19 protein-coding genes are annotated in these 17,242 nt (G+C 60.8%); 8 read left to right on the top strand and 11 right to left on the bottom strand.

Features of this window, described 5'->3' with window-relative positions; all coding sequences use genetic code 11:
• Window positions 1-167: 167 nt before the first annotated feature.
• The 5 genes from AC3WJW_RS01500 to AC3WJW_RS01480 form a co-directional block, all read right to left on the bottom strand.
• Complete coding sequence (locus AC3WJW_RS01500) at window positions 168-617, bottom strand: Spy/CpxP family protein refolding chaperone (protein WP_493724878.1); 450 nt, start codon at window positions 615-617, stop codon at window positions 168-170.
• Between the two features lie 239 nt (window positions 618-856).
• Window positions 857-1,534, bottom strand: coding sequence for a response regulator transcription factor (locus AC3WJW_RS01495; RefSeq protein ID WP_007975295.1), 678 nt, complete (start codon window positions 1,532-1,534; stop codon window positions 857-859).
• A 7-nt stretch (window positions 1,535-1,541) separates the two neighbouring features.
• Window positions 1,542-1,955, bottom strand: coding sequence for an SH3 domain-containing protein (locus tag AC3WJW_RS01490; protein WP_102699474.1), 414 nt, complete (start codon window positions 1,953-1,955; stop codon window positions 1,542-1,544).
• 111 nt (window positions 1,956-2,066) lie between these two features.
• Window positions 2,067-2,366, bottom strand: a complete 300-nt coding sequence (locus AC3WJW_RS01485) for a YciI family protein (protein WP_007975297.1) — start codon at window positions 2,364-2,366, stop codon at window positions 2,067-2,069.
• A gap of 1 nt (window position 2,367) precedes the next feature.
• On the bottom strand, window positions 2,368-2,964 hold the full coding sequence (locus tag AC3WJW_RS01480) for a septation protein A (protein WP_102699472.1): 597 nt from the start codon (window positions 2,962-2,964) through the stop codon (window positions 2,368-2,370).
• A gap of 87 nt (window positions 2,965-3,051) precedes the next feature.
• Here AC3WJW_RS01480 and AC3WJW_RS01475 point away from each other — a divergent pair, with 87 nt between their 5' ends.
• The 7 genes from AC3WJW_RS01475 to arfB all read left to right on the top strand — a co-directional run bounded on the left by AC3WJW_RS01475 (window position 3,052) and on the right by arfB (window position 10,744).
• Window positions 3,052-3,915, top strand: coding sequence for a PHP domain-containing protein (locus AC3WJW_RS01475; protein WP_102699471.1), 864 nt, complete (start codon window positions 3,052-3,054; stop codon window positions 3,913-3,915).
• Between the two features lie 13 nt (window positions 3,916-3,928).
• Complete coding sequence (locus tag AC3WJW_RS01470; RefSeq protein ID WP_033047950.1) at window positions 3,929-4,558, top strand: L-threonylcarbamoyladenylate synthase; 630 nt, start codon at window positions 3,929-3,931, stop codon at window positions 4,556-4,558.
• Window positions 4,559-5,377, top strand: coding sequence for a segregation and condensation protein A (locus AC3WJW_RS01465; RefSeq protein ID WP_056721489.1), 819 nt, complete (start codon window positions 4,559-4,561; stop codon window positions 5,375-5,377).
• Between the two features lie 11 nt (window positions 5,378-5,388).
• Window positions 5,389-6,351 (top strand): SMC-Scp complex subunit ScpB, encoded by a 963-nt coding sequence (scpB, locus tag AC3WJW_RS01460; protein ID WP_493724877.1) that lies wholly within the window; start codon window positions 5,389-5,391, stop codon window positions 6,349-6,351.
• Window positions 6,352-6,598: 247 nt separating this feature from the next.
• A complete protein-coding gene (gene rluB, locus AC3WJW_RS01455; RefSeq protein ID WP_493724876.1) occupies window positions 6,599-7,819 on the top strand; it encodes a 23S rRNA pseudouridine(2605) synthase RluB in 1,221 nt (406 codons plus the stop codon).
• 869 nt (window positions 7,820-8,688) lie between these two features.
• Complete coding sequence (locus AC3WJW_RS01450) at window positions 8,689-10,101, top strand: amino acid permease (protein ID WP_493724875.1); 1,413 nt, start codon at window positions 8,689-8,691, stop codon at window positions 10,099-10,101.
• A gap of 229 nt (window positions 10,102-10,330) precedes the next feature.
• Window positions 10,331-10,744, top strand: coding sequence for an alternative ribosome rescue aminoacyl-tRNA hydrolase ArfB (gene arfB, locus AC3WJW_RS01445; protein WP_003222786.1), 414 nt, complete (start codon window positions 10,331-10,333; stop codon window positions 10,742-10,744).
• On the opposite strand, the gene AC3WJW_RS01440 is transcribed toward arfB, so the two are convergent.
• The 6 genes from AC3WJW_RS01440 to phhA all read right to left on the bottom strand — a co-directional run bounded on the left by AC3WJW_RS01440 (window position 10,741) and on the right by phhA (window position 15,155).
• Window positions 10,741-11,940: an MFS transporter gene (locus AC3WJW_RS01440; RefSeq protein ID WP_493724874.1), complete on the bottom strand. Its 1,200-nt coding sequence runs from the start codon at window positions 11,938-11,940 to the stop codon at window positions 10,741-10,743. The genes arfB and AC3WJW_RS01440 overlap by 4 nt on opposite strands.
• Before the next feature lie 100 nt (window positions 11,941-12,040).
• The gene (locus AC3WJW_RS01435; protein WP_493724873.1) at window positions 12,041-12,238 is read right to left on the bottom strand and encodes a hypothetical protein; all 198 of its coding nucleotides are present in this window, start codon (window positions 12,236-12,238) and stop codon (window positions 12,041-12,043) included.
• 74 nt (window positions 12,239-12,312) lie between these two features.
• Window positions 12,313-12,444: a hypothetical protein gene (locus tag AC3WJW_RS01430; RefSeq protein WP_015096286.1), complete on the bottom strand. Its 132-nt coding sequence runs from the start codon at window positions 12,442-12,444 to the stop codon at window positions 12,313-12,315.
• Window positions 12,445-12,708: 264 nt separating this feature from the next.
• Window positions 12,709-13,902 (bottom strand): amino acid aminotransferase, encoded by a 1,194-nt coding sequence (locus tag AC3WJW_RS01425; protein WP_493724872.1) that lies wholly within the window; start codon window positions 13,900-13,902, stop codon window positions 12,709-12,711.
• Window positions 13,902-14,258, bottom strand: a complete 357-nt coding sequence (locus AC3WJW_RS01420) for a 4a-hydroxytetrahydrobiopterin dehydratase (RefSeq protein WP_007975310.1) — start codon at window positions 14,256-14,258, stop codon at window positions 13,902-13,904. The genes AC3WJW_RS01425 and AC3WJW_RS01420 overlap by 1 nt, the downstream gene beginning before the upstream one ends.
• Before the next feature lie 105 nt (window positions 14,259-14,363).
• A complete protein-coding gene (gene phhA, locus AC3WJW_RS01415; RefSeq protein ID WP_493724871.1) occupies window positions 14,364-15,155 on the bottom strand; it encodes a phenylalanine 4-monooxygenase in 792 nt (263 codons plus the stop codon).
• Window positions 15,156-15,558: 403 nt separating this feature from the next.
• Here phhA and AC3WJW_RS01410 point away from each other — a divergent pair, with 403 nt between their 5' ends.
• Window positions 15,559-17,118, top strand: coding sequence for a sigma-54-dependent transcriptional regulator (locus tag AC3WJW_RS01410; protein WP_493724870.1), 1,560 nt, complete (start codon window positions 15,559-15,561; stop codon window positions 17,116-17,118).
• Window positions 17,119-17,242: the final 124 nt, after the last annotated feature.

The following is a 17,242-nucleotide window of genomic DNA, read 5'->3' as shown; positions in this document are numbered from 1 at the left end:
CAGAATCCCATGTAGGAGCGAGCTTGCTCGCGAAAAACGCATAGACAACACGGGCTGCCTGATGCCGCGCGTTATCGTTGACGTCCATCGCGAGCAGGCTCGCTCCTACAGTAGATCAAAAGCATCAGACCCAACGGTGTTCAGCCGTCGGGTCCGGGGTTAACGCATTATTGCGCTTTTTGCGGTTGTTGCGCTTTCCAGGCTTTGAACTCGGCCCACTCGGCGCGACGTTCAGCCTGTTTTTTCTGGATCTCGTCGAATTTCTTCTGCTGATCCGGTTTCAGCACCGCACGCACATCGGCTTCGGCTTTCTGGCGCTTGGCGGTCATTTCGTCTTTCATGGCTTTCTGGTCGGCTGGCGAGAGTTTCTCCAGGTACTTATCGACCAGTTGCTTACGCTCGTGCATCTGCTCGCCCATGATCTTGCGGATCTGCTCGCGCTGTTCGCGGGTCAGGTCGAGTTGACTGTACGGGCCTTTGCCGTGCATGCCGTGCATCTGACCGCCGTGGCGCGAACCGTCCATCGGCCCACCCATCGGGCCTGCGCCTTCAGGTATGGCCATGGCCACGGTCGGCAGGGCAGCAGCGAACATCAGAGCGATAAGAGTCTTGCGCATGGTGAATCTCCTTGTCTCGTTCCCGGTACGTTCCGGATGAGTGCAGATTACGTAGATCAAGGTCAGCGGCGGTCAGCGAAGGGTAAAGCTTGGGTAAAGACGATTTCCCGCCGACCTGACAAAACTCCCGACCTGTAGGAGCTGCCGCAGGCTGCGATCTTTTGATCTTGATCTTAAAAAGCAAGATCAAAAGATCGCAGCCTGCGGCAGCTCCTACAGGGGCCGTATGTCGTCAGGGTTCAGAGGCTGTAGTAGTAGCCGCGGCTGCGCAGGGCCACGATGCGCGGACGGCCATCGGGGTGTGGGCCGATCTTCTTGCGCAGGTTGCTGACGTGCATGTCCAGGCTGCGGTCGTACAGGGTCAGCTTGCGGCCGAGGGCAATCTGCGCCAGTTCCTGTTTGTCCAGGGGTTCGCCGGGCTGTTTGAGCAGGGCTTCCAGCAGGCGGCTTTCGGAAACGGTGAGGGTGAACTCCTGCTCGTCGATGCTGACCACGCCGCGCACCGGGCTGAAACACAGGTCGCCCAGTTCCAGCTGGCTGGACACCGCTGCCGGGTGGCTGCGGCGCAGGACGGCGCGCAGGCGGGCGGTCAGTTCCCGTGGATCGCAGGGTTTGGCCAGGTAATCATCGGCGCCCAGTTCCAGGCCGAGGATACGGTCCAGGGGCTCACCCCGGGCCGAGAGCATCAGCACCGGCAGATCCGGGTGATCGCTGCGCAACTGCTTGAGCAGCTCCAGGCCGCTGCCATCGGGCAACATCACATCCAGTACCACGGCCGCCGGAGCGGTTTCGGCCAGCGCACGGCGAGCGCTCTGGCCGTCGTGACAGGCTCGTACCTGAAACCCTTCCTGGCTCAGCCAACTGCTCAGGAGCTCACACAGCTCCTGGTCATCATCAATCAGTAACAGCTCGCTCATGACTCACTCAATTTAGCCATTGTCGACGTTTTCGACTTGCTCCACTGGCGAAGATACCGCAGAGCAGCGCCAATAGCGCTACCCCGGCGCCAATGACAAACCATTGTTGCTGGTCGGTCAGCAGGCGCGGCAGCGGGCTGCTGGCCTGGGCTTCCTTGAGTTGCAGCTTCAAGCGCTGGTTCTCCTGGCGCAACCGGGCCAGCAGCGGGCTTTCGCGTTCGCCATCGACAGTTTGCAATTGCTTGTTCAGTTCTTCCCGTTGCCGTTCGCTTTCTTTCAAGCGTTGCTGCAGCTCGGTGATCTGGCTGCCGGCGCTCAAGGAAAGCGGCGTCGAGTTTCCACCCTCGGCGTATTCTTCACCGTGGGCGGGCGCCACGATCGACAACGTGACCAACATCAGACACAACGGACCCTTGCGCATCGCGACTCCTGATTCCAATACGAGTATTGGGCAAGTTGTCGGCCGATAAACAGGAATAATGAGCGATTGAGAACGCGATGAACCGACAAGGTTCACCGCGCGGGGGAATTGTTACGGCAGGACTTGCTTGAACGGCTTGACCAGAACGTTGGCGTAGACGCCTGCGGCGATGTACGGATCGGCGTCGGCCCAGGCCTGGGCGGCGCCCAGGGAATCGAATTCGGCGACGATCAGGCTGCCGGTGAAACCCGCCGCGCCCGGATCATTGCTGTCGACGGCCGGGTGTGGGCCGGCCAATACGATGCGACCTTCGCCCTTGAGCACTTGCAGGCGCTCGAGGTGCGCAGGCCGTGCGGCCAGGCGGGCTTCCAGGGAGTTGGCGACGTCTGTGGCAATGATTGCGTAAAGCATGTCAGTCCTCGGTTTTTGGCGTAGTGGTGTCGGCATCGTGCAGATGGCGGGACAGGTAAATGCCCTGGCCGACCAGGAACAGCAAAGTCATGCCCAGGCTGCCGAAGACCTTGAAGTCGACCCAGTAGCTCTGGAAGGTGAACGCGACAAACAGGTTGGCGGCACCGCAAAACAGGAAGAAGGCGATCCAGGCGATGTTCAGGCGTGTCCAGACCGGCTCCGGCAAGGTCAGCGCGTGGCCCATGATGCGTTTGATCAGCAGGCTGTCACCGACGAAGTGGCTGCCGATGAACGCCAGGGCGAACAGCCAGTTGACCACCGGCGCTTTCCACTTCAGGAACGTCTCGCTGTGGAACGCCAGGGTCAGGCTACCGAAGACCAGGCAGGCGATCAGGGTCAGCCACTGGCTCTTCTCCAGCTTGCGCTGTTTGATGAACAGTGTGCCGTAGACCACCAGGGAACTGACGATCAGCATCGCGGTGGCGCTGTAGATACCGCCTACAGTGAGCTCATGGCCGGCGATGTCGACGACCCGTGGATCGATTTTGAAGACGATGAAAAACAGCAGGAGCGGGATGAAATCGATGAATTGTTTCACAGTGGCAGCCAGAAGCAGGATGTGGCGGCATAATAACAAACATATGGGCGCGCGATAGCGCCAGCTGAATTGAGGTTACAAAGCCCTGTGAATGTTGATTTGCACTGCCATAGCACGGCCTCCGATGGCGCCCTGGCGCCTGCGGTTCTGGTGGCGCGGGCGTTCGAGAAAGGCGTGCGAGTCCTGGCCTTGACCGATCACGACACCCTTGAGGGCCTCGACGAGGCCCGGCACGCGGCTACCGCGCTGGGGATGCAACTGGTCAATGGCGTCGAATTGTCCTGCACCTGGGGCGGCGCGACCATTCATGTGCTGGGCTACGGTTTTGACGTGAACGCCGCGCCGTTGGTCGAGGCCATCGCCAGATTGCATGATGGCCGCTGGCTACGCTCCGAGGAAATCAGCCGCAAACTGGCGCTCAAAGGTATGCCGGGGGCGCTGGATGGCGCCCGGGAGATCCAGCAGGCGCTGGGCGACAGCGGTAACGCGCCGGCCCGCCCGCATTTCGCGGACTGGATGGTGCGAGAAGGTTTCGTCAAGGATCGCGCCGAGGCGTTCCGCAAATGGCTGGGTGCTGGCAAGCTGGGCGACGTCAAGCAACACTGGCCGACCCTGGAAGAGACCGTCGAAACCCTGCGCGCGGCCAAGGCCTGGGTCAGCCTGGCACACCCCTGGCACTACGAATTCACTCGAAGCAAGCGACGCCGCCTGATTGCCGACTATATTCAAGCAGGGGGCCACGCCATCGAAGTGGTCAATGGTTACCAGCCTGCCGAACAAGTGGGCAGCCTGGCCATTCTGGCCCGCGAGTTCGGTCTGCTGGTCAGCGCCGGCAGTGATTTTCATGGCCCCGGAGGCTGGTCGGAGATCGGTGAATACCGGCCACTCCCGGAGGATCTGCCACCGCTATGGTGTCGATTCAAACATGACCCAGTTATTGCCGCCGTCTGAACAGGTAGAGAATGTGAGTCAATTTTTCCAGATTCATCCGGAAAACCCGCAAGCGCGCCTGATCAAGCAGGCAGTCGAGATCATCCGCAAGGGCGGGGTGGTGATTTATCCCACAGACTCTTCCTACGCCATTGGTTGCCAGATCGGCGACAAGGTGGCTGTGGAGCGCGTGCGACGTTTGCGCGGGCTGGATGAAAAGCACAACTTCGCGCTGATTTGCTGTGACCTGTCGCAACTGGGCCTGTTCGCCAAGATCGACACCGGCACTTTCCGCTTGCTCAAGGCCCACTTGCCGGGGCCGTACACCTTCATTCTCAACGCCACCCGCGAAGTCCCGCGACTGTTGCTGCACCCGAAAAAACGCACCATTGGCCTGCGGGTGCCCAGCCATCCGATTGCCCTGGCACTGCTGGAGCAGCTCGGCGAACCGTTGATGAGCGTGAGTCTGATCATGCCCGGTGAAACCGACCCGATGTATGACCCCCACGAAATGCGCCAGTTGCTCGAGCACCAGGTCGACCTGATCATCGACGGCGGTTTCGGCGGGATCAAGGCGTCCACCGTGATCAACCTCGCCGACGGCGAACCGGAAGTCATCCGCGTCGGTTGCGGCGACCCTGCGCCGTTCATGGTCGAGGCCTAGATGTCCGCAGTAGAACCCGTCGACAGTCAGGCTGGAGCCCAGCAGGAACTGCCCTTCGCCATGGTCTATGGCCAGGCGGTCATGGAAATGCCGCTGGACCTGTACATCCCGCCGGATGCCCTCGAGGTCTTCCTCGAAGCCTTCGAAGGCCCCCTCGACCTGCTGCTGTACCTGATCCGCAAACAGAACATCAACATCCTCGACATCCCGGTGGCTGAAATCACCCGCCAGTACATGGGCTACGTCGAGTTGATGCAGTCGGTGCGCCTGGAACTGGCCGCCGAGTACCTGGTGATGGCCGCGATGCTGGCCGAGATCAAGTCGCGGATGCTGCTGCCGCGGGCCGAAACCGTCGAAGACGAAGAGGACGACCCGCGCGCCGAACTGATCCGCCGCTTGCAGGAATACGAGCGTTTCAAGGCCGCCGCCGAAGGCATCGATGGCTTGAGCCGCGTCGGTCGCGACGTGGTGGTACCCAAACTCGACGCCCCGGAGGCCCGGGCACGCAAGTTGTTGCCGGACGTGCGCCTGTCCGAGTTGCTGTTGTCCATGGCCGAGGTATTGCGCCGTGGCGACATGTTCGAAAGCCACCAGGTCAGCCGCGAGGCGCTGTCTACCCGGGAGCGCATGAGCGATGTGCTGGAGCGGCTCAAGGGCGGCGGTTTCGTGCCGTTTGTCGAGCTGTTCACTGCTGAAGAAGGGCGCCTTGGCGTGGTGGTGACCTTTATGGCGATCCTTGAACTGGTCAAGGAATCCCTGGTCGAGCTGGTGCAGAATGAGCCATTTGCCGCGATCCACGTGCGAGCCCGAGCCGAATAACGAGTCGAAACATGAACCTGACTGAACCCCGTGACCTGGCACCCTTGCTTGAAGCCTTTCTGTTGGCCTCGGGAAAGCCGCAATCCCTGGAAAGCCTGTTCGAGCTCTTCGAGGTGGGCGAGCGCCCGGAGCCCCCGGTCTTCAAGAAGGCCCTGACGATTCTCGCCAAGTCTTGCGATGGCCGCGCGTTTGAACTCAAGGAGGTGGCCTCGGGGTATCGCCTGCAAATTCGCGAGAAATTTGCGCCGTGGGTCGGGCGTCTGTGGGAGGAACGCCCGCAGCGTTACTCCCGCGCCATGCTCGAAACCATGGCCCTGATCGCCTACCGCCAGCCGATCACCCGCGGCGAAATCGAAGACGTGCGGGGTGTGGCGGTCAACAGCAACATCGTCAAGACCTTGATGGAGCGTGAGTGGATCCGCATCGTCGGCTACCGCGACGTACCCGGCAAACCGGCGATGTTCGCCACCACCAAGGCGTTCCTCGATCACTTCAACCTGAAAAACCTCGACGACTTGCCACCGCTGGCGGAACTGCGCGAGCTGGAACCGGACCCGGTGCTCGATTTCGACGACGCCCCCGTACCCGCCGGGTTGCAAGCGTTGGCCGACGCCAGCGCCGAGCCGGAAGAACCGAAGGAGGAAACCAGTTTCCACACGCTGTTGCTGGAGCTGGACAGCATGGAGGAGGGGATCAAGACCGACTTCGATGATCTGTTGCGTGATGGCGCGGTAACTGAGTTTGATTCGGAACAGCCCGATATCGAGCCTGAACCTGAGCCGGAAATGGAACCGGAGCAGGAAGACGACATCCTCGGCGTGGCTGAGGCCCGGGAAAAACTCCTGGCTGCGGTTGCTGCGCTTGAGCAGCCAAAGTCTGAGCCTGAGCCTGAGCCTGAACTGAGCGACGAAGAGGCCGAAGCCCTCGCTCTGGCCGAAGCCATCGAAGCCGAACGCCGCGAATCCGAGGATTGAAACGTCAAAAGATCGCAGCCTGCGGCAGCTCCTACAGATGTATGCGATTCCCCTGTAGGAGCTGCCGCAGGCTGCGATCTTTTGATCTTGACCTCGCCACGTCACCGTTCGGCGCAAAAACCAATAACCTTGCCTTGATCAGCTAGTCTCTGATGCGCAAACGCCCGCATGCGCGTATGATTCGCGACCCTTCGGCGATCCCTTCGCCAAAGTACCCAGATTTCAGACCACACCGGGAGGTGCCCAGATGAGTATCAAAGACCAGCAAGACGACCAGCCAATTGGCCCAGCAGGCGAAAAACTGCAGAAAGTCCTCGCCCGTATCGGCGTCGGCTCGCGCCGTGACGTGGAAGCCTGGATCAGCCACGGCCGCATCAAGGTCAACGGCAAAGACGCCACCCTTGGCCAGCGCGTCGACATGCACGACGCCATCACCATCGATGGCAAGGTGATCAAGCGCGAAGAGGCCGCCGAAGCGGTGCGCCGCGTGATCATGTACAACAAGCCCGACGGCGAAATCTGCACCCGTGTCGATCCGGAAGGCCGTCCGACCGTGTTCGACAAGATGCCGCGTCCGAAAGAAGGTCGCTGGATCAACATCGGTCGTCTGGACATCAACACCACCGGTCTGCTGATGTTCACCACCGACGGTGAACTGGCCAACCGCCTGATGCACCCTTCCTACGAAATGGACCGTGAATACGCGGTACGTGTGCGTGGCGAAGTCGATGACGAGATGATCGAGCGTCTGAAGGCTGGCGTTGTCCTTGAAGATGGCCCGGCCAAGTTCACCGACATCAAGCAGGCGCCAGGCGGTGAAGGTTTCAACCACTGGTACCACTGCGTGGTGATGGAAGGTCGTAACCGCGAAGTTCGTCGCCTGTGGGAATCCCAGGGCCTGGTGGTCAGCCGTCTGAAGCGCGTGCGCTTCGGTCCGGTGTTCCTCAACTCCGACCTGCCGATGGGCCGCTGGCGCGAAATGAGCCAGTACGAAGTCGACATTCTGAGTGCCGAGGTCGGCCTGACGCCGGTCGCGATGCCGCAGATGAACGCCAAGAGCAAAGACAAGCTTGACCGTATGCAGCGCAAGTCGTCGCGTCCGATGGCCAAGACCGAGCGTGTGCGTACCCTGCGTCCAGCCGCCGGGGGGCCTGCCGCTCCTGTTGCTCCACGTGCCAGCCGCGAGCCGCAGATCGAAGGCGAGCGTCCAGGTCGCAAGCCTGCTGCGCGCCAGGACGGCGAACGCGGTCCACGCACGCCACGTCCGGCCAATGGCCGTACCGAGCGTGGCGAAGGCCGTGGTACGCCGGTTGCCGATCGCCCGGCCGACACCAAGCGCCCGGCGAAGCCGGCGCCGAAGCGTCCGGGGATCAAACTGGTCGACGGTGACACGCCATCGGGCAAGCGCCGTGGCGCACCGGCCGGTTCCGGCCAGCGTCCGGGCTTTGGTCGTCGTAAGCCGGAGTGAGGCAGCGGTAAGCTTCAAGCTGCAAGCGACAAGTTAAAAACGCCAACCTTCGGGTTGGCGTTTTTTTTGGGCTGGCTTTAAGTCTGTGTCGTTTTTGAGGGCCTCTTCGCGGGCAAGCCCGCTCCCACAGGAGACCGGGTTGTTCTGGAGAAACGCGATCCACTGTGGGAGCGGGCTTGCCCGCGAAGGCGTCAGCGGCAACACCATACTCTCCCGAATGGAAACTCGATGTTACGGCCTGTAAAGAAAACCTGACAAAAATCACCGATTAGCCCCGTGGATTCGCCATTCCCGGGATGCCGTAAGAAAACGCTTACGCATCAACGCCTTCCTTCCTCCTTCCAGCCCTCTGGCCCGCTTGTTTCACCGCTCCATGCAGGGTGTTATGCGCGCCATGCCTGTCGTGCAGGTGCATAACAAAAAGGAGGCGCAATGAACGCCGTATTCCATCTCCATCTCTCTGCGAGAGGCGGTTTTCCTGCCTTTCCCGTCGATGATCCGCAAGGATCTGACCCATTTTTTGCAGCCGCCCGGGCCTCCCGGGGCGGACACAGGCAATCCCGGCCATAGACACGCTTGTCCAGCGGGTCTGGCAGCAGGGGGTTACAGGTGTACAATGCGCCGCGTTTTACCTGTGACCTCCTGCGCATCTGCGCAACCCTCAAGGCTATCCGCCTTGTTCACTCCGCCGCGTCACGAGCGTGTCGGGTTCGATTTCGTCACAGATAAAAACAAACAGGTGACGCATGACCGTTGTAAATACGCTGAACTCCTGGTGCCTGCGCTGGGGTTTGATCGGTGCCGCTTAACGCCTTTCTTGAGCAGCAACGTCTACTGAATATCATCAAACCTTGCGTGAGACCCTTTTCATGAGTGGACAAAACCCGCAATCAGGCGAGCTGAAACGCGGCCTGAAAAATCGCCACATTCAATTGATTGCCTTAGGTGGCGCGATCGGTACCGGTCTGTTCCTCGGCTCGGCCGGGGTACTCAAGTCCGCCGGCCCGTCGATGATCCTCGGCTACGCCATCTGCGGCTTCATTGCTTTCATGATCATGCGCCAACTGGGCGAAATGATCGTCGAAGATCCGGTGGCCGGCTCCTTCAGCCACTTCGCCCACAAGTACTGGGGCGGCTTTGCCGGTTTCCTGTCGGGCTGGAACTGCTGGATTCTGTACATCCTGGTGGGTATGTCGGAGCTGACCGCAGTCGGCAAGTACATCCATTACTGGGCCCCGGACATCCCGACCTGGGTCTCCGCAGCCGGCTTCTTCGTGCTGATCAACGCCATCAACCTGGCCAACGTCAAAGTGTTTGGCGAGGCCGAGTTCTGGTTTGCGATCATCAAGGTCGTGGCGATCGTCGGCATGATTGCCCTGGGCAGCTACCTGCTGGTCAGCGGCAATGGCGGCCCGCAAGCGGCGGTGAGCAACCTGTGGTCCCACGGTGGCTTCTTCCCGAACGGTGTCAGCGGTCTGGTGATGGCCATGGCGTTCATCATGTTTTCCTTCGGTGGTCTGGAAATGCTCGGTTTCACCGCTGCCGAAGCCGACAAGCCGAAAACCGTGATCCCGAAAGCGATCAACCAGGTGATCTACCGGATCCTGATTTTCTACATCGGTGCCCTGGTGATCCTGCTGTCGTTGACCCCGTGGGACAGCTTGCTGACCACCCTGAACGCCTCCGGTGATTCCTACAGCGGCAGTCCGTTCGTGCAAGTGTTTTCGATGCTGGGCAGCAACACCGCGGCGCACATCCTCAACTTCGTGGTCCTGACTGCGGCGTTGTCGGTGTACAACAGCGGCACCTACTGCAACAGCCGCATGCTGCTGGGCATGGCCGAACAGGGCGATGCGCCGAAAGGCCTGGCGAAGATCGACAAGCGCGGCGTGCCTGTGCGTTCGATCCTGGCCTCGGCGGCCGTGACCCTGATTGCGGTGCTGCTGAACTACCTGATCCCGCACAGCGCGCTGGAACTGTTGATGTCGCTGGTTGTTGCCACCCTGGTGATCAACTGGGCGATGATCAGCTATTCGCACTTCAAGTTCCGCCAGCACATGAACAAGACCAAACAGACGCCGCTGTTCAAGGCCCTGTGGTACCCGTACGGCAACTACATCTGCCTGGCGTTCGTGTTGTTCATTCTCGGTGTGATGCTGTTGATTCCGGGGATCCAGACATCGGTGTACGCGATTCCGGTATGGCTGGTGTTCATGTGGGTTTGCTACGGCATCAAGAACAAGCGCAGTGCACAACATGCGTTGCAGGCGGCAGTGAAGTAACTCCGCGCGAAAACAACAAACCCGGCCATGCGCCGGGTTTTTTGTGGATATCGAATTCATGGCAGGACATTAAACCCTGTGGGAGCGAGCTTGCTCGCGATGAGGCCGTGTCAGTCGACATCATCGTTGCCTGACACACTGCTATCGCGAGCAAGCTCGCTCCCACAGGGATCGCGTTTGTCCGACCCTTTCGCGGTATCCTGCACGCTCTGAATACGGACGCTTTTCCATGCTGGTGATTTCCAACAACGTGCATCTGCCGGATGCCGAGATCGAGTTGACGGCCATTCGCGCCCAGGGCGCCGGTGGGCAGAACGTCAACAAGGTCTCCAGTGCCGTGCACCTGCGCTTCGACATTCCGGCGTCGTCCTTGCCCGAGTTCTACAAGGAGCGGCTGCTGGCGCTGCGCGACAGCCGCATCACCAGCGATGGCGTGCTGATCATCAAGGCCCAGCAATATCGGACGCAGGAAGCCAACCGTGCCGATGCGCTGGAGCGACTGACCGAGCTGATCCTCAGCGCCACCAAAGTCGAAAAGAAGCGCCGCCCGACCAAGCCGACCCTCGGCTCAAAGAAGCGCCGCCTCGAATCCAAGACCAAGCGCGGCAGTATCAAGGCCGGGCGTGGCAAGGTCGACTTTTAGCGGGCGTCCCGCGCTTCGCGTTGCTTCGGTGCCTGCCGGTACAAGTAAAGGCTGAGTATCAATCCGCTCAACGCGGCAAGGGCCGCGAACAGGAAGATCGAAGCAAAACCGAACCCGGCCGCAATGGCGCCGGCCAGCGGTCCGGTGATCCCCAGCGACAAATCGATGAACAGCGAATAGGCGCCGACGGCTGCACCACGGCTGGAGGCGGGCACCAGGTTGACCGCTTCCACGCCAAGCGCCGGAAACACCAGCGAAAAGCCGAAGCCGCTCAGCGCCGCACCCGCCAATGCCCAATGCGCATCCGGTGCCAGCCACAGCAACAGCAAGCCCAGGGTTTCCACCGACAGGCAGGCAATGGCGACGCGAAAGCCGCCGAGACGGTTGATCAGGTTGCCGAACAGCAGGCGCGCGCCGATGAAGCTGGCGCCGAACAGGCTCAGGCACAGCACCGCGTTGTCCCAGTGTTGCGTGGCGTAATACAGGGTGATGAAGGTGGCGATGGTGCCAAAGCCAATAGAGCCCAGGGCCAGGCCACAGCCGTGGGGAAAGACACGCCCGAGCACATGCATGAACGGCAGGCGCTCACCGGCAACGATCGGTGCGGCGTTTTTCGGCCAGGCCAGCAGCAGGCCGAGCACGGCCAGCAGCACAATGCTCACGCCCATGCTCCACAAACCCAGTTGATGGACGATCAACACACCCAAGGGCGCGCCGACGGCCAGCGCGCCGTAGCTGGCGATCCCGTTCCAGGAGATGACCTTGGCCGTGTTTGCAGCACCGACCCGGCCGATGCCCCAGCCAATCGAGCCAGACCCCACCAGGCTTTCCGCGCTGCCGAGAACCAGACGGCCGATCAACAGGCTGATCAGGCTCAAGGTCGGCAGGCTCTGGGTCCAGGCCGAGATCAACATGAACACGCCGCTCAGGCCGCAACCGGCCAGGCCATACATCACCGCCAGTTTGCTGCCCTTGTTGTCGATGATCTTCCCGGCATAGGGGCGGCTGAGCAGGGTGGCCAGGTATTGCACGCTGATCACCAGGCCCGCGATCACCGCGCCGAAGCCCAGATCGCTGTGGACGTAACCGGGCAATACGGCCAGGGGAATGCCGATGTTCAGGTAGCCGATGAAGGTGAAAAGGACGATGGAAACGACTTGCAGCGTGACCGCCAGGGGGCGCTGGTTTTCAGGCATGGGGAAAGGGTCCACGGTAAAGCAGGATAGATAGGCTGCTTATGATAGCGGTGTGGACAGTCGTTGGTTGTGAAAAAGTAAAACTATTTGCCGGGCGGCGTCATTCAGGCTTGGCAGGCGCGACCAGTTGCGTGGTGACCAGGGCGGCCAGCGCATTTTCCTGGGTGCCGAAGCGGGCGAGCAAGGCGGCTTGTTTCTCGGGGGAGAGGCGATTCCAGATCCCGATCATTTTCTCGGCGGTGCCGATCAGGACGTTGGCCTGCTTTTCATCAAAGGTTTCGCTGAGTTCATCGGTCATAGTGCAGGTTCGCGTTTCAGGCTGTGTGGAAAGCGCATGGTAGCGCTTTCCACACGGTCTGTACGGCGGGTGTTTCAGTCTTCGCTGTCAGCCTGGCGGCGGTCAGTGGCTTCTTTGGGCTCGGGCTGTTGGGCACCGGCTTGTTGCGTGGTCGTCTGCTCAGGTACGTGCAGGCTTGGGAAGGGGAGATTAGGAATCTCGTGCATGGTTGCGCTCCTCGCTAAGTCTGTTGATAGATCTGGTAGATCCGCGCTTTAAAAAAGCTTGGGCAGGATACAGCACTGAAAATGACAAACGGACTTTTATATCCATTTGTTTCGACGGATGGGATTGTCTAGACAGGTCGGTAACAGCGACACAAAACAAATGTGGGAGCGAGCTTGCTCGCGATAGCGGCCTGACAGTCAACAGAGATGTTGAATGTTATGGCCTTATCGCGAGCAAGCTCGCTCCCACAGGGTTTGGTGGTGTTATTTGCAGACTGCGGCAATCGCCTCGGCCAGCAGATCCAGGCGCGTGGCATCAATCCCCGCCACGTTGGCCCGGCCCGAGTTGACCATGTACACGCTGTGATGCTCGCGCAGTTGCTTGACCTGGCCCGGCGTCAAGCCTGTGTAGGAAAACATCCCGCGCTGCACGCCGATGTGCGCAAAGCGCTCGCGCAAACCGTGAGGCTCCAGTGCTTCCACCAGACCGCTGCGCAGTTGGGCGATTCGCAGGCGCATGCCTTCCACTTCGTCAGCCCAGAGGTTTTTCAACTCCGGGTCGCCGAGGATGGTCGCGACCACGGCCGCACCATGATCCGGCGGCGTCGACCACAGGTTGCGGGCGATGTTGGCCAGCTGGCTGCGGATATCGGTGAGCTTGTCGGCGCTTTTCGCGCAGACAATCAGCGCGCCGGTGCGGTCGCGGTACAGGCCGAAATTCTTCGAGCAAGAGCTGGTGATCAGCAGTTCCGGCAACTCGGCGGCGAACAGCCGGGTCGACCAGGCATCCTGCTCCAGGCCATCGCCGAATCCTTGATACGCAAAGTCGATCAGTGGCAGCAATTCGCGCTTGCGTACTACCTCCAGCACCCTCTGCCAGTCGTCGTGGGACAGGTCGAAACCGGTCGGGTTGTGGCAGCAGGCGTGCAGCAACACCACGTCACCCTTGGGCGCTTCGTTGAGCACTGCCAGCATGCCGTCGACATCCAGACGGTTGTCGCTGCCGACGTAGGGGTAATGGCTGACCTTGACCTTGGCGGCCGCGAAAATGCTTTCGTGGATCGGCCAGGTCGGGTTGCTCAACCAGACGCCGCGCCCCGGCAGGCACTGGGCGATGAAGTCCGCGCTCAGGCGCAAGGCCCCGGTGCCGCCCGGAGTCTGGGTGGCGCCGGCGCGTTGTGCGCTGATCAGCTTCGAGTCGGCGCCCAGCACCAGCTCATTGATCGCCTTGCCGAACGCCGGTTCGCCGTGACCACCGATGTAGGTCTTGGTGGACTGGCCGTCCACCAGACGCTGCTCGGCAAGTTTCACCGACTCGAGAATCGGCGTCAGGCCCTGGGCGTCTTTGTAGACTCCCACGCCCAGATCGAACTTGCGCGGGTTCGGGTCCTGCGCGTAGGCCTCCATCAGGCCCAGAATCGGGTCGCCGGGCACTCGGCCGATGGCGTCGAAGTGCATTACTTGCGCCCCTCGGCGTCCTTGGCCACTTCGTCGGTACGCGCAGCCATGATGAAGTCGTTGCGGTGCAGGCCCTTGATCGAGTGGCTCCACCAGGTCACGGTCACTTTGCCCCACTCGGTCAGCAGGCCCGGGTGATGGCCTTCAGCTTCGGAGATCTCGCCGACGGCGTTGGTGAAGGCCAGTGCATGTTTGAAGTTCTTGAACAGGAAGACCTTTTCCAGCTGCATGATGCTGTCGCGTACTTCGATGTTCCAGTCCGGGATCTGCTTGATCAGGATCGGCAGTTCTTCGTCGCTGACTTGTGGGGCGTCGGCGCGGCAGGCTTCGCAATGGGCTTGGTTCAGAGTGGACATGGTGTGTTTCCTGTAATCGAGTGTTTTTATATCGGTCGACAGTGCCGTCACGCTAAACCAAAGCGACGGTGACTGACAGACTCACTTGTCAGCAAAAGTCGCGGTTCACGCAGCTTTTGGTTTTGGCGGAAATTTCGGCGTGTGCAGACCCATCTGCATCGCTTGCTTGACCATGCCCATGATGTCTTCGTGGGCCAGGTCGAACAGGCGCTTGAGGTTCGGCAGAGCGAAATACAGCGGTTGCAGGATGTCGATGCGGTACGGCGTGCGCATGCATTCCAGCGGGTCGAAGGCTTGGTGTTCAGGCTCGTTCGACAGGCTGTAGACGGTCTCTTTCGGTGAGGACAGGATGCCGCCGCCGTAGATGCGCTGACCTTGCGGAGTATCGACCAGGCCGAACTCGATGGTCATCCAGTACAGGCGCGCCAGGTACACGCGTTCTTCCTTGGAAGCCTTGAGGCCGAGCTTGCCGTAGGTATGGGTGAATTCGGCGAACCAAGGGTTGGTCAGCAGCGGGCAGTGGCCGAAGATCTCGTGGAAAATGTCCGGCTCTTGCAGGTAGTCCAGTTCTTCGCGGGTACGAATAAAGGTCGCCACCGGAAACTGCTTGCTGGCCAGCAATTCGAAAAAGGTCTGGAAGGGAATCAGTGCGGGAACCCGGGCAACCTGCCAGCCGGTGGTTTCACCGAGGACCTTGTTGATTTCGCCGAGTTGAGGAATGCGGTCGTGGGGCAGACCGAGTTTTTCGATACCGTCCAGGTACTCCTGGCACGCACGCCCTTCGATCACTTTCAGTTGGCGAGTGATCAGCGTGTTCCACACCGCGTGTTCTTCGGCGGGGTAGTCGATAAAACCTTGCGCATCGGGCTCGCGAGCCACGTATTGCGTCTGCTTCATACTGCTCTCCTGCTAGGGGATTTCGTTCTTGTTATGTACTGCTATGGACCTAGAAATACCCCAAGGATTGCGGCATTGCAGCAGGTGATCGGCGCATCGAGCAGGAAAAACCCTCAAGAATCGTAAAGTTTTCGTTACGTATTGGCTGCTGTCGCGCAGGTTGTGGGATTTGCAGGTTTGAAAAGCGCGCTGGCTGTCACATAATCTTGACGACTATCTGAGTGCCTTGGCAGAAAAATTCGTGCGGGGCGCTGCAATAACACTGTGGGAGCGAGCCTGCTCGCGAAGACGGCCTTCTAGTTGAAAGATATGTCGACTGATACACCGCTTTCGCGAGCAGGCTCGCTCCCACAGGCTGCATTCCAGGCATCCACCTCAATCACTGCTTTTTCAGGCCTTTTTCATGCGTATCAAAGTCCACTGCCAGAACCGCATCGGCATCCTGCGCGACATTCTCAACCTGCTGGTGGAGTACGGGATCAACGTGGCCCGTGGTGAAGTGGGGGGTGAGCATGGCAACGCCATCTACCTGCATTGCCCAAACCTGATCAACATTCAGTTCCAGGCCTTGCGTCCGAAATTCGAAGCGATTGCCGGGGTCTTCGGCGTCAAGCGTGTAGGGCTGATGCCCAGCGAGCGTCGGCACATGGAACTCAATGCCCTGCTCGGTGCGCTGGAGTTTCCGGTGCTGTCGATCGACATGGGTGGTTCCATCGTTGCGGCCAACCGGGCAGCGGCGCAGTTGCTGGGGGTGCGGGTCGACGAGGTGCCGGGTATTCCCCTGTCGCGCTACGCCGAAGATTTCGATTTGCCGGAGCTGGTGCGCGCCAACAAGTCGCGAATCAACGGGCTGCGGGTCAAGGTCAAGGGTGACGTCTTCCTGGCCGACATCGCGCCCTTGCAGTCGGAGCACGACGACAGCGAGGCCATGGCCGGTGCGGTGCTGACGCTGCACCGCGCCGACCGGGTGGGTGAGCGCATCTACAACGTGCGCAAGCAGGAATTGCGTGGCTTCGACAGCATCTTCCAGAGCTCGAAAGTGATGGCCGCGGTGGTGCGCGAAGCGCGGCGCATGGCGCCGCTGGATGCGCCGCTATTGATAGAAGGCGAAACCGGCACCGGCAAAGAGTTGTTGGCGCGAGCCTGCCATCTGGCCAGTCCGCGTGGACAGTCGCCGTTGATGGCGCTCAATTGTGCCGGGCTACCGGAGTCCATGGCCGAGACGGAATTGTTCGGTTATGGCCCTGGTGCCTTTGAAGGGGCGCGGGCCGAAGGCAAGCTCGGGCTGCTGGAGCTGACGGCGGGCGGTACGCTGTTTCTCGATGGCGTCGGGGAAATGAGCCCGCGCTTGCAGGTGAAATTGCTGCGCTTTTTGCAGGACGGCTGCTTCCGCCGTGTCGGCAGCGACGAGGAGGTCTACCTCGACGTGCGAGTGATCTGCGCGACCCAGGTCGACCTGTCCGAATTGTGCGCGCGCGGCGAGTTCCGCCAGGACCTCTATCACCGCTTGAATGTGTTGTCGCTGCATATCCCGCCGCTACGCGAATGCCTCGACGGTTTGACGCCACTGGTGGAGCACTTCCTCGATCAGGCCAGCCGGCAGATCGGTTGCCCGTTGCCGAAGCTCGCCCCGGCGGCCATGGAGCGGCTCAGCCACTACCACTGGCCGGGCAACGTGCGGCAACTGGAGAACGTGCTGTTCCAGGCGGTTTCCCTGTGCGATGGCGGCACGGTCAAGGCCGAGCATATTCGTCTGCCGGATTACGGCGTGCGTCAGCCCCTTGGCGATTTTTCGCTGGAGGGTGGGCTGGACGAGATTGTCGGGCGTTTCGAAAAGGCTGTGCTGGAACGGCTGTATTCCGAGCATCCGAGCAGTCGGCAACTGGGCAAGCGGTTGGGGGTTTCGCATACGACCATTGCCAACAAGTTGCGCGATTATGAGGTGGGCAAGGACAGCACCTGAGCCTGTTGATCGTTCCAGGCACCGCGAAGTAGCTGGCGGCGATCCGTTATACCTGGCCGATCCTGATGCCAGCTATCGCCATGGGAGGATGCGCTGCATGTTGCGCGAGTCGGTCGTGCGCGAA

The organism is Pseudomonas sp. GW821-FHT07G06 (assembly GCF_058986625.1).
The sequence above is the reverse complement of the archived record's forward strand: the minus strand, read 5'-3'. Positions and strand labels throughout refer to the sequence as shown.

Coding starts and splice junctions, on each gene's coding strand:
- AC3WJW_RS01450 (WP_493724875.1), top strand. CDS start 8,689: ATGAGTGGACAAAACCCGCAATCAGGCGAGCTGAAACGCGGCCTGAAA.
- AC3WJW_RS01500 (WP_493724878.1), bottom strand. CDS start 617: ATGCGCAAGACTCTTATCGCTCTGATGTTCGCTGCTGCCCTGCCGACC.
- phhA (WP_493724871.1), bottom strand. CDS start 15,155: ATGAAGCAGACGCAATACGTGGCTCGCGAGCCCGATGCGCAAGGTTTT.
- rluB (WP_493724876.1), top strand. CDS start 6,599: ATGAGTATCAAAGACCAGCAAGACGACCAGCCAATTGGCCCAGCAGGC.
- AC3WJW_RS01420 (WP_007975310.1), bottom strand. CDS start 14,258: ATGTCCACTCTGAACCAAGCCCATTGCGAAGCCTGCCGCGCCGACGCC.
- AC3WJW_RS01430 (WP_015096286.1), bottom strand. CDS start 12,444: ATGCACGAGATTCCTAATCTCCCCTTCCCAAGCCTGCACGTACCTGAG.
- AC3WJW_RS01465 (WP_056721489.1), top strand. CDS start 4,559: ATGTCCGCAGTAGAACCCGTCGACAGTCAGGCTGGAGCCCAGCAGGAA.
- AC3WJW_RS01440 (WP_493724874.1), bottom strand. CDS start 11,940: ATGCCTGAAAACCAGCGCCCCCTGGCGGTCACGCTGCAAGTCGTTTCC.
- AC3WJW_RS01495 (WP_007975295.1), bottom strand. CDS start 1,534: ATGAGCGAGCTGTTACTGATTGATGATGACCAGGAGCTGTGTGAGCTC.
- AC3WJW_RS01490 (WP_102699474.1), bottom strand. CDS start 1,955: ATGCGCAAGGGTCCGTTGTGTCTGATGTTGGTCACGTTGTCGATCGTG.
- scpB (WP_493724877.1), top strand. CDS start 5,389: ATGAACCTGACTGAACCCCGTGACCTGGCACCCTTGCTTGAAGCCTTT.
- arfB (WP_003222786.1), top strand. CDS start 10,331: ATGCTGGTGATTTCCAACAACGTGCATCTGCCGGATGCCGAGATCGAG.
- AC3WJW_RS01410 (WP_493724870.1), top strand. CDS start 15,559: ATGCGTATCAAAGTCCACTGCCAGAACCGCATCGGCATCCTGCGCGAC.
- AC3WJW_RS01485 (WP_007975297.1), bottom strand. CDS start 2,366: ATGCTTTACGCAATCATTGCCACAGACGTCGCCAACTCCCTGGAAGCC.
- AC3WJW_RS01435 (WP_493724873.1), bottom strand. CDS start 12,238: ATGACCGATGAACTCAGCGAAACCTTTGATGAAAAGCAGGCCAACGTC.
- AC3WJW_RS01425 (WP_493724872.1), bottom strand. CDS start 13,902: ATGCACTTCGACGCCATCGGCCGAGTGCCCGGCGACCCGATTCTGGGC.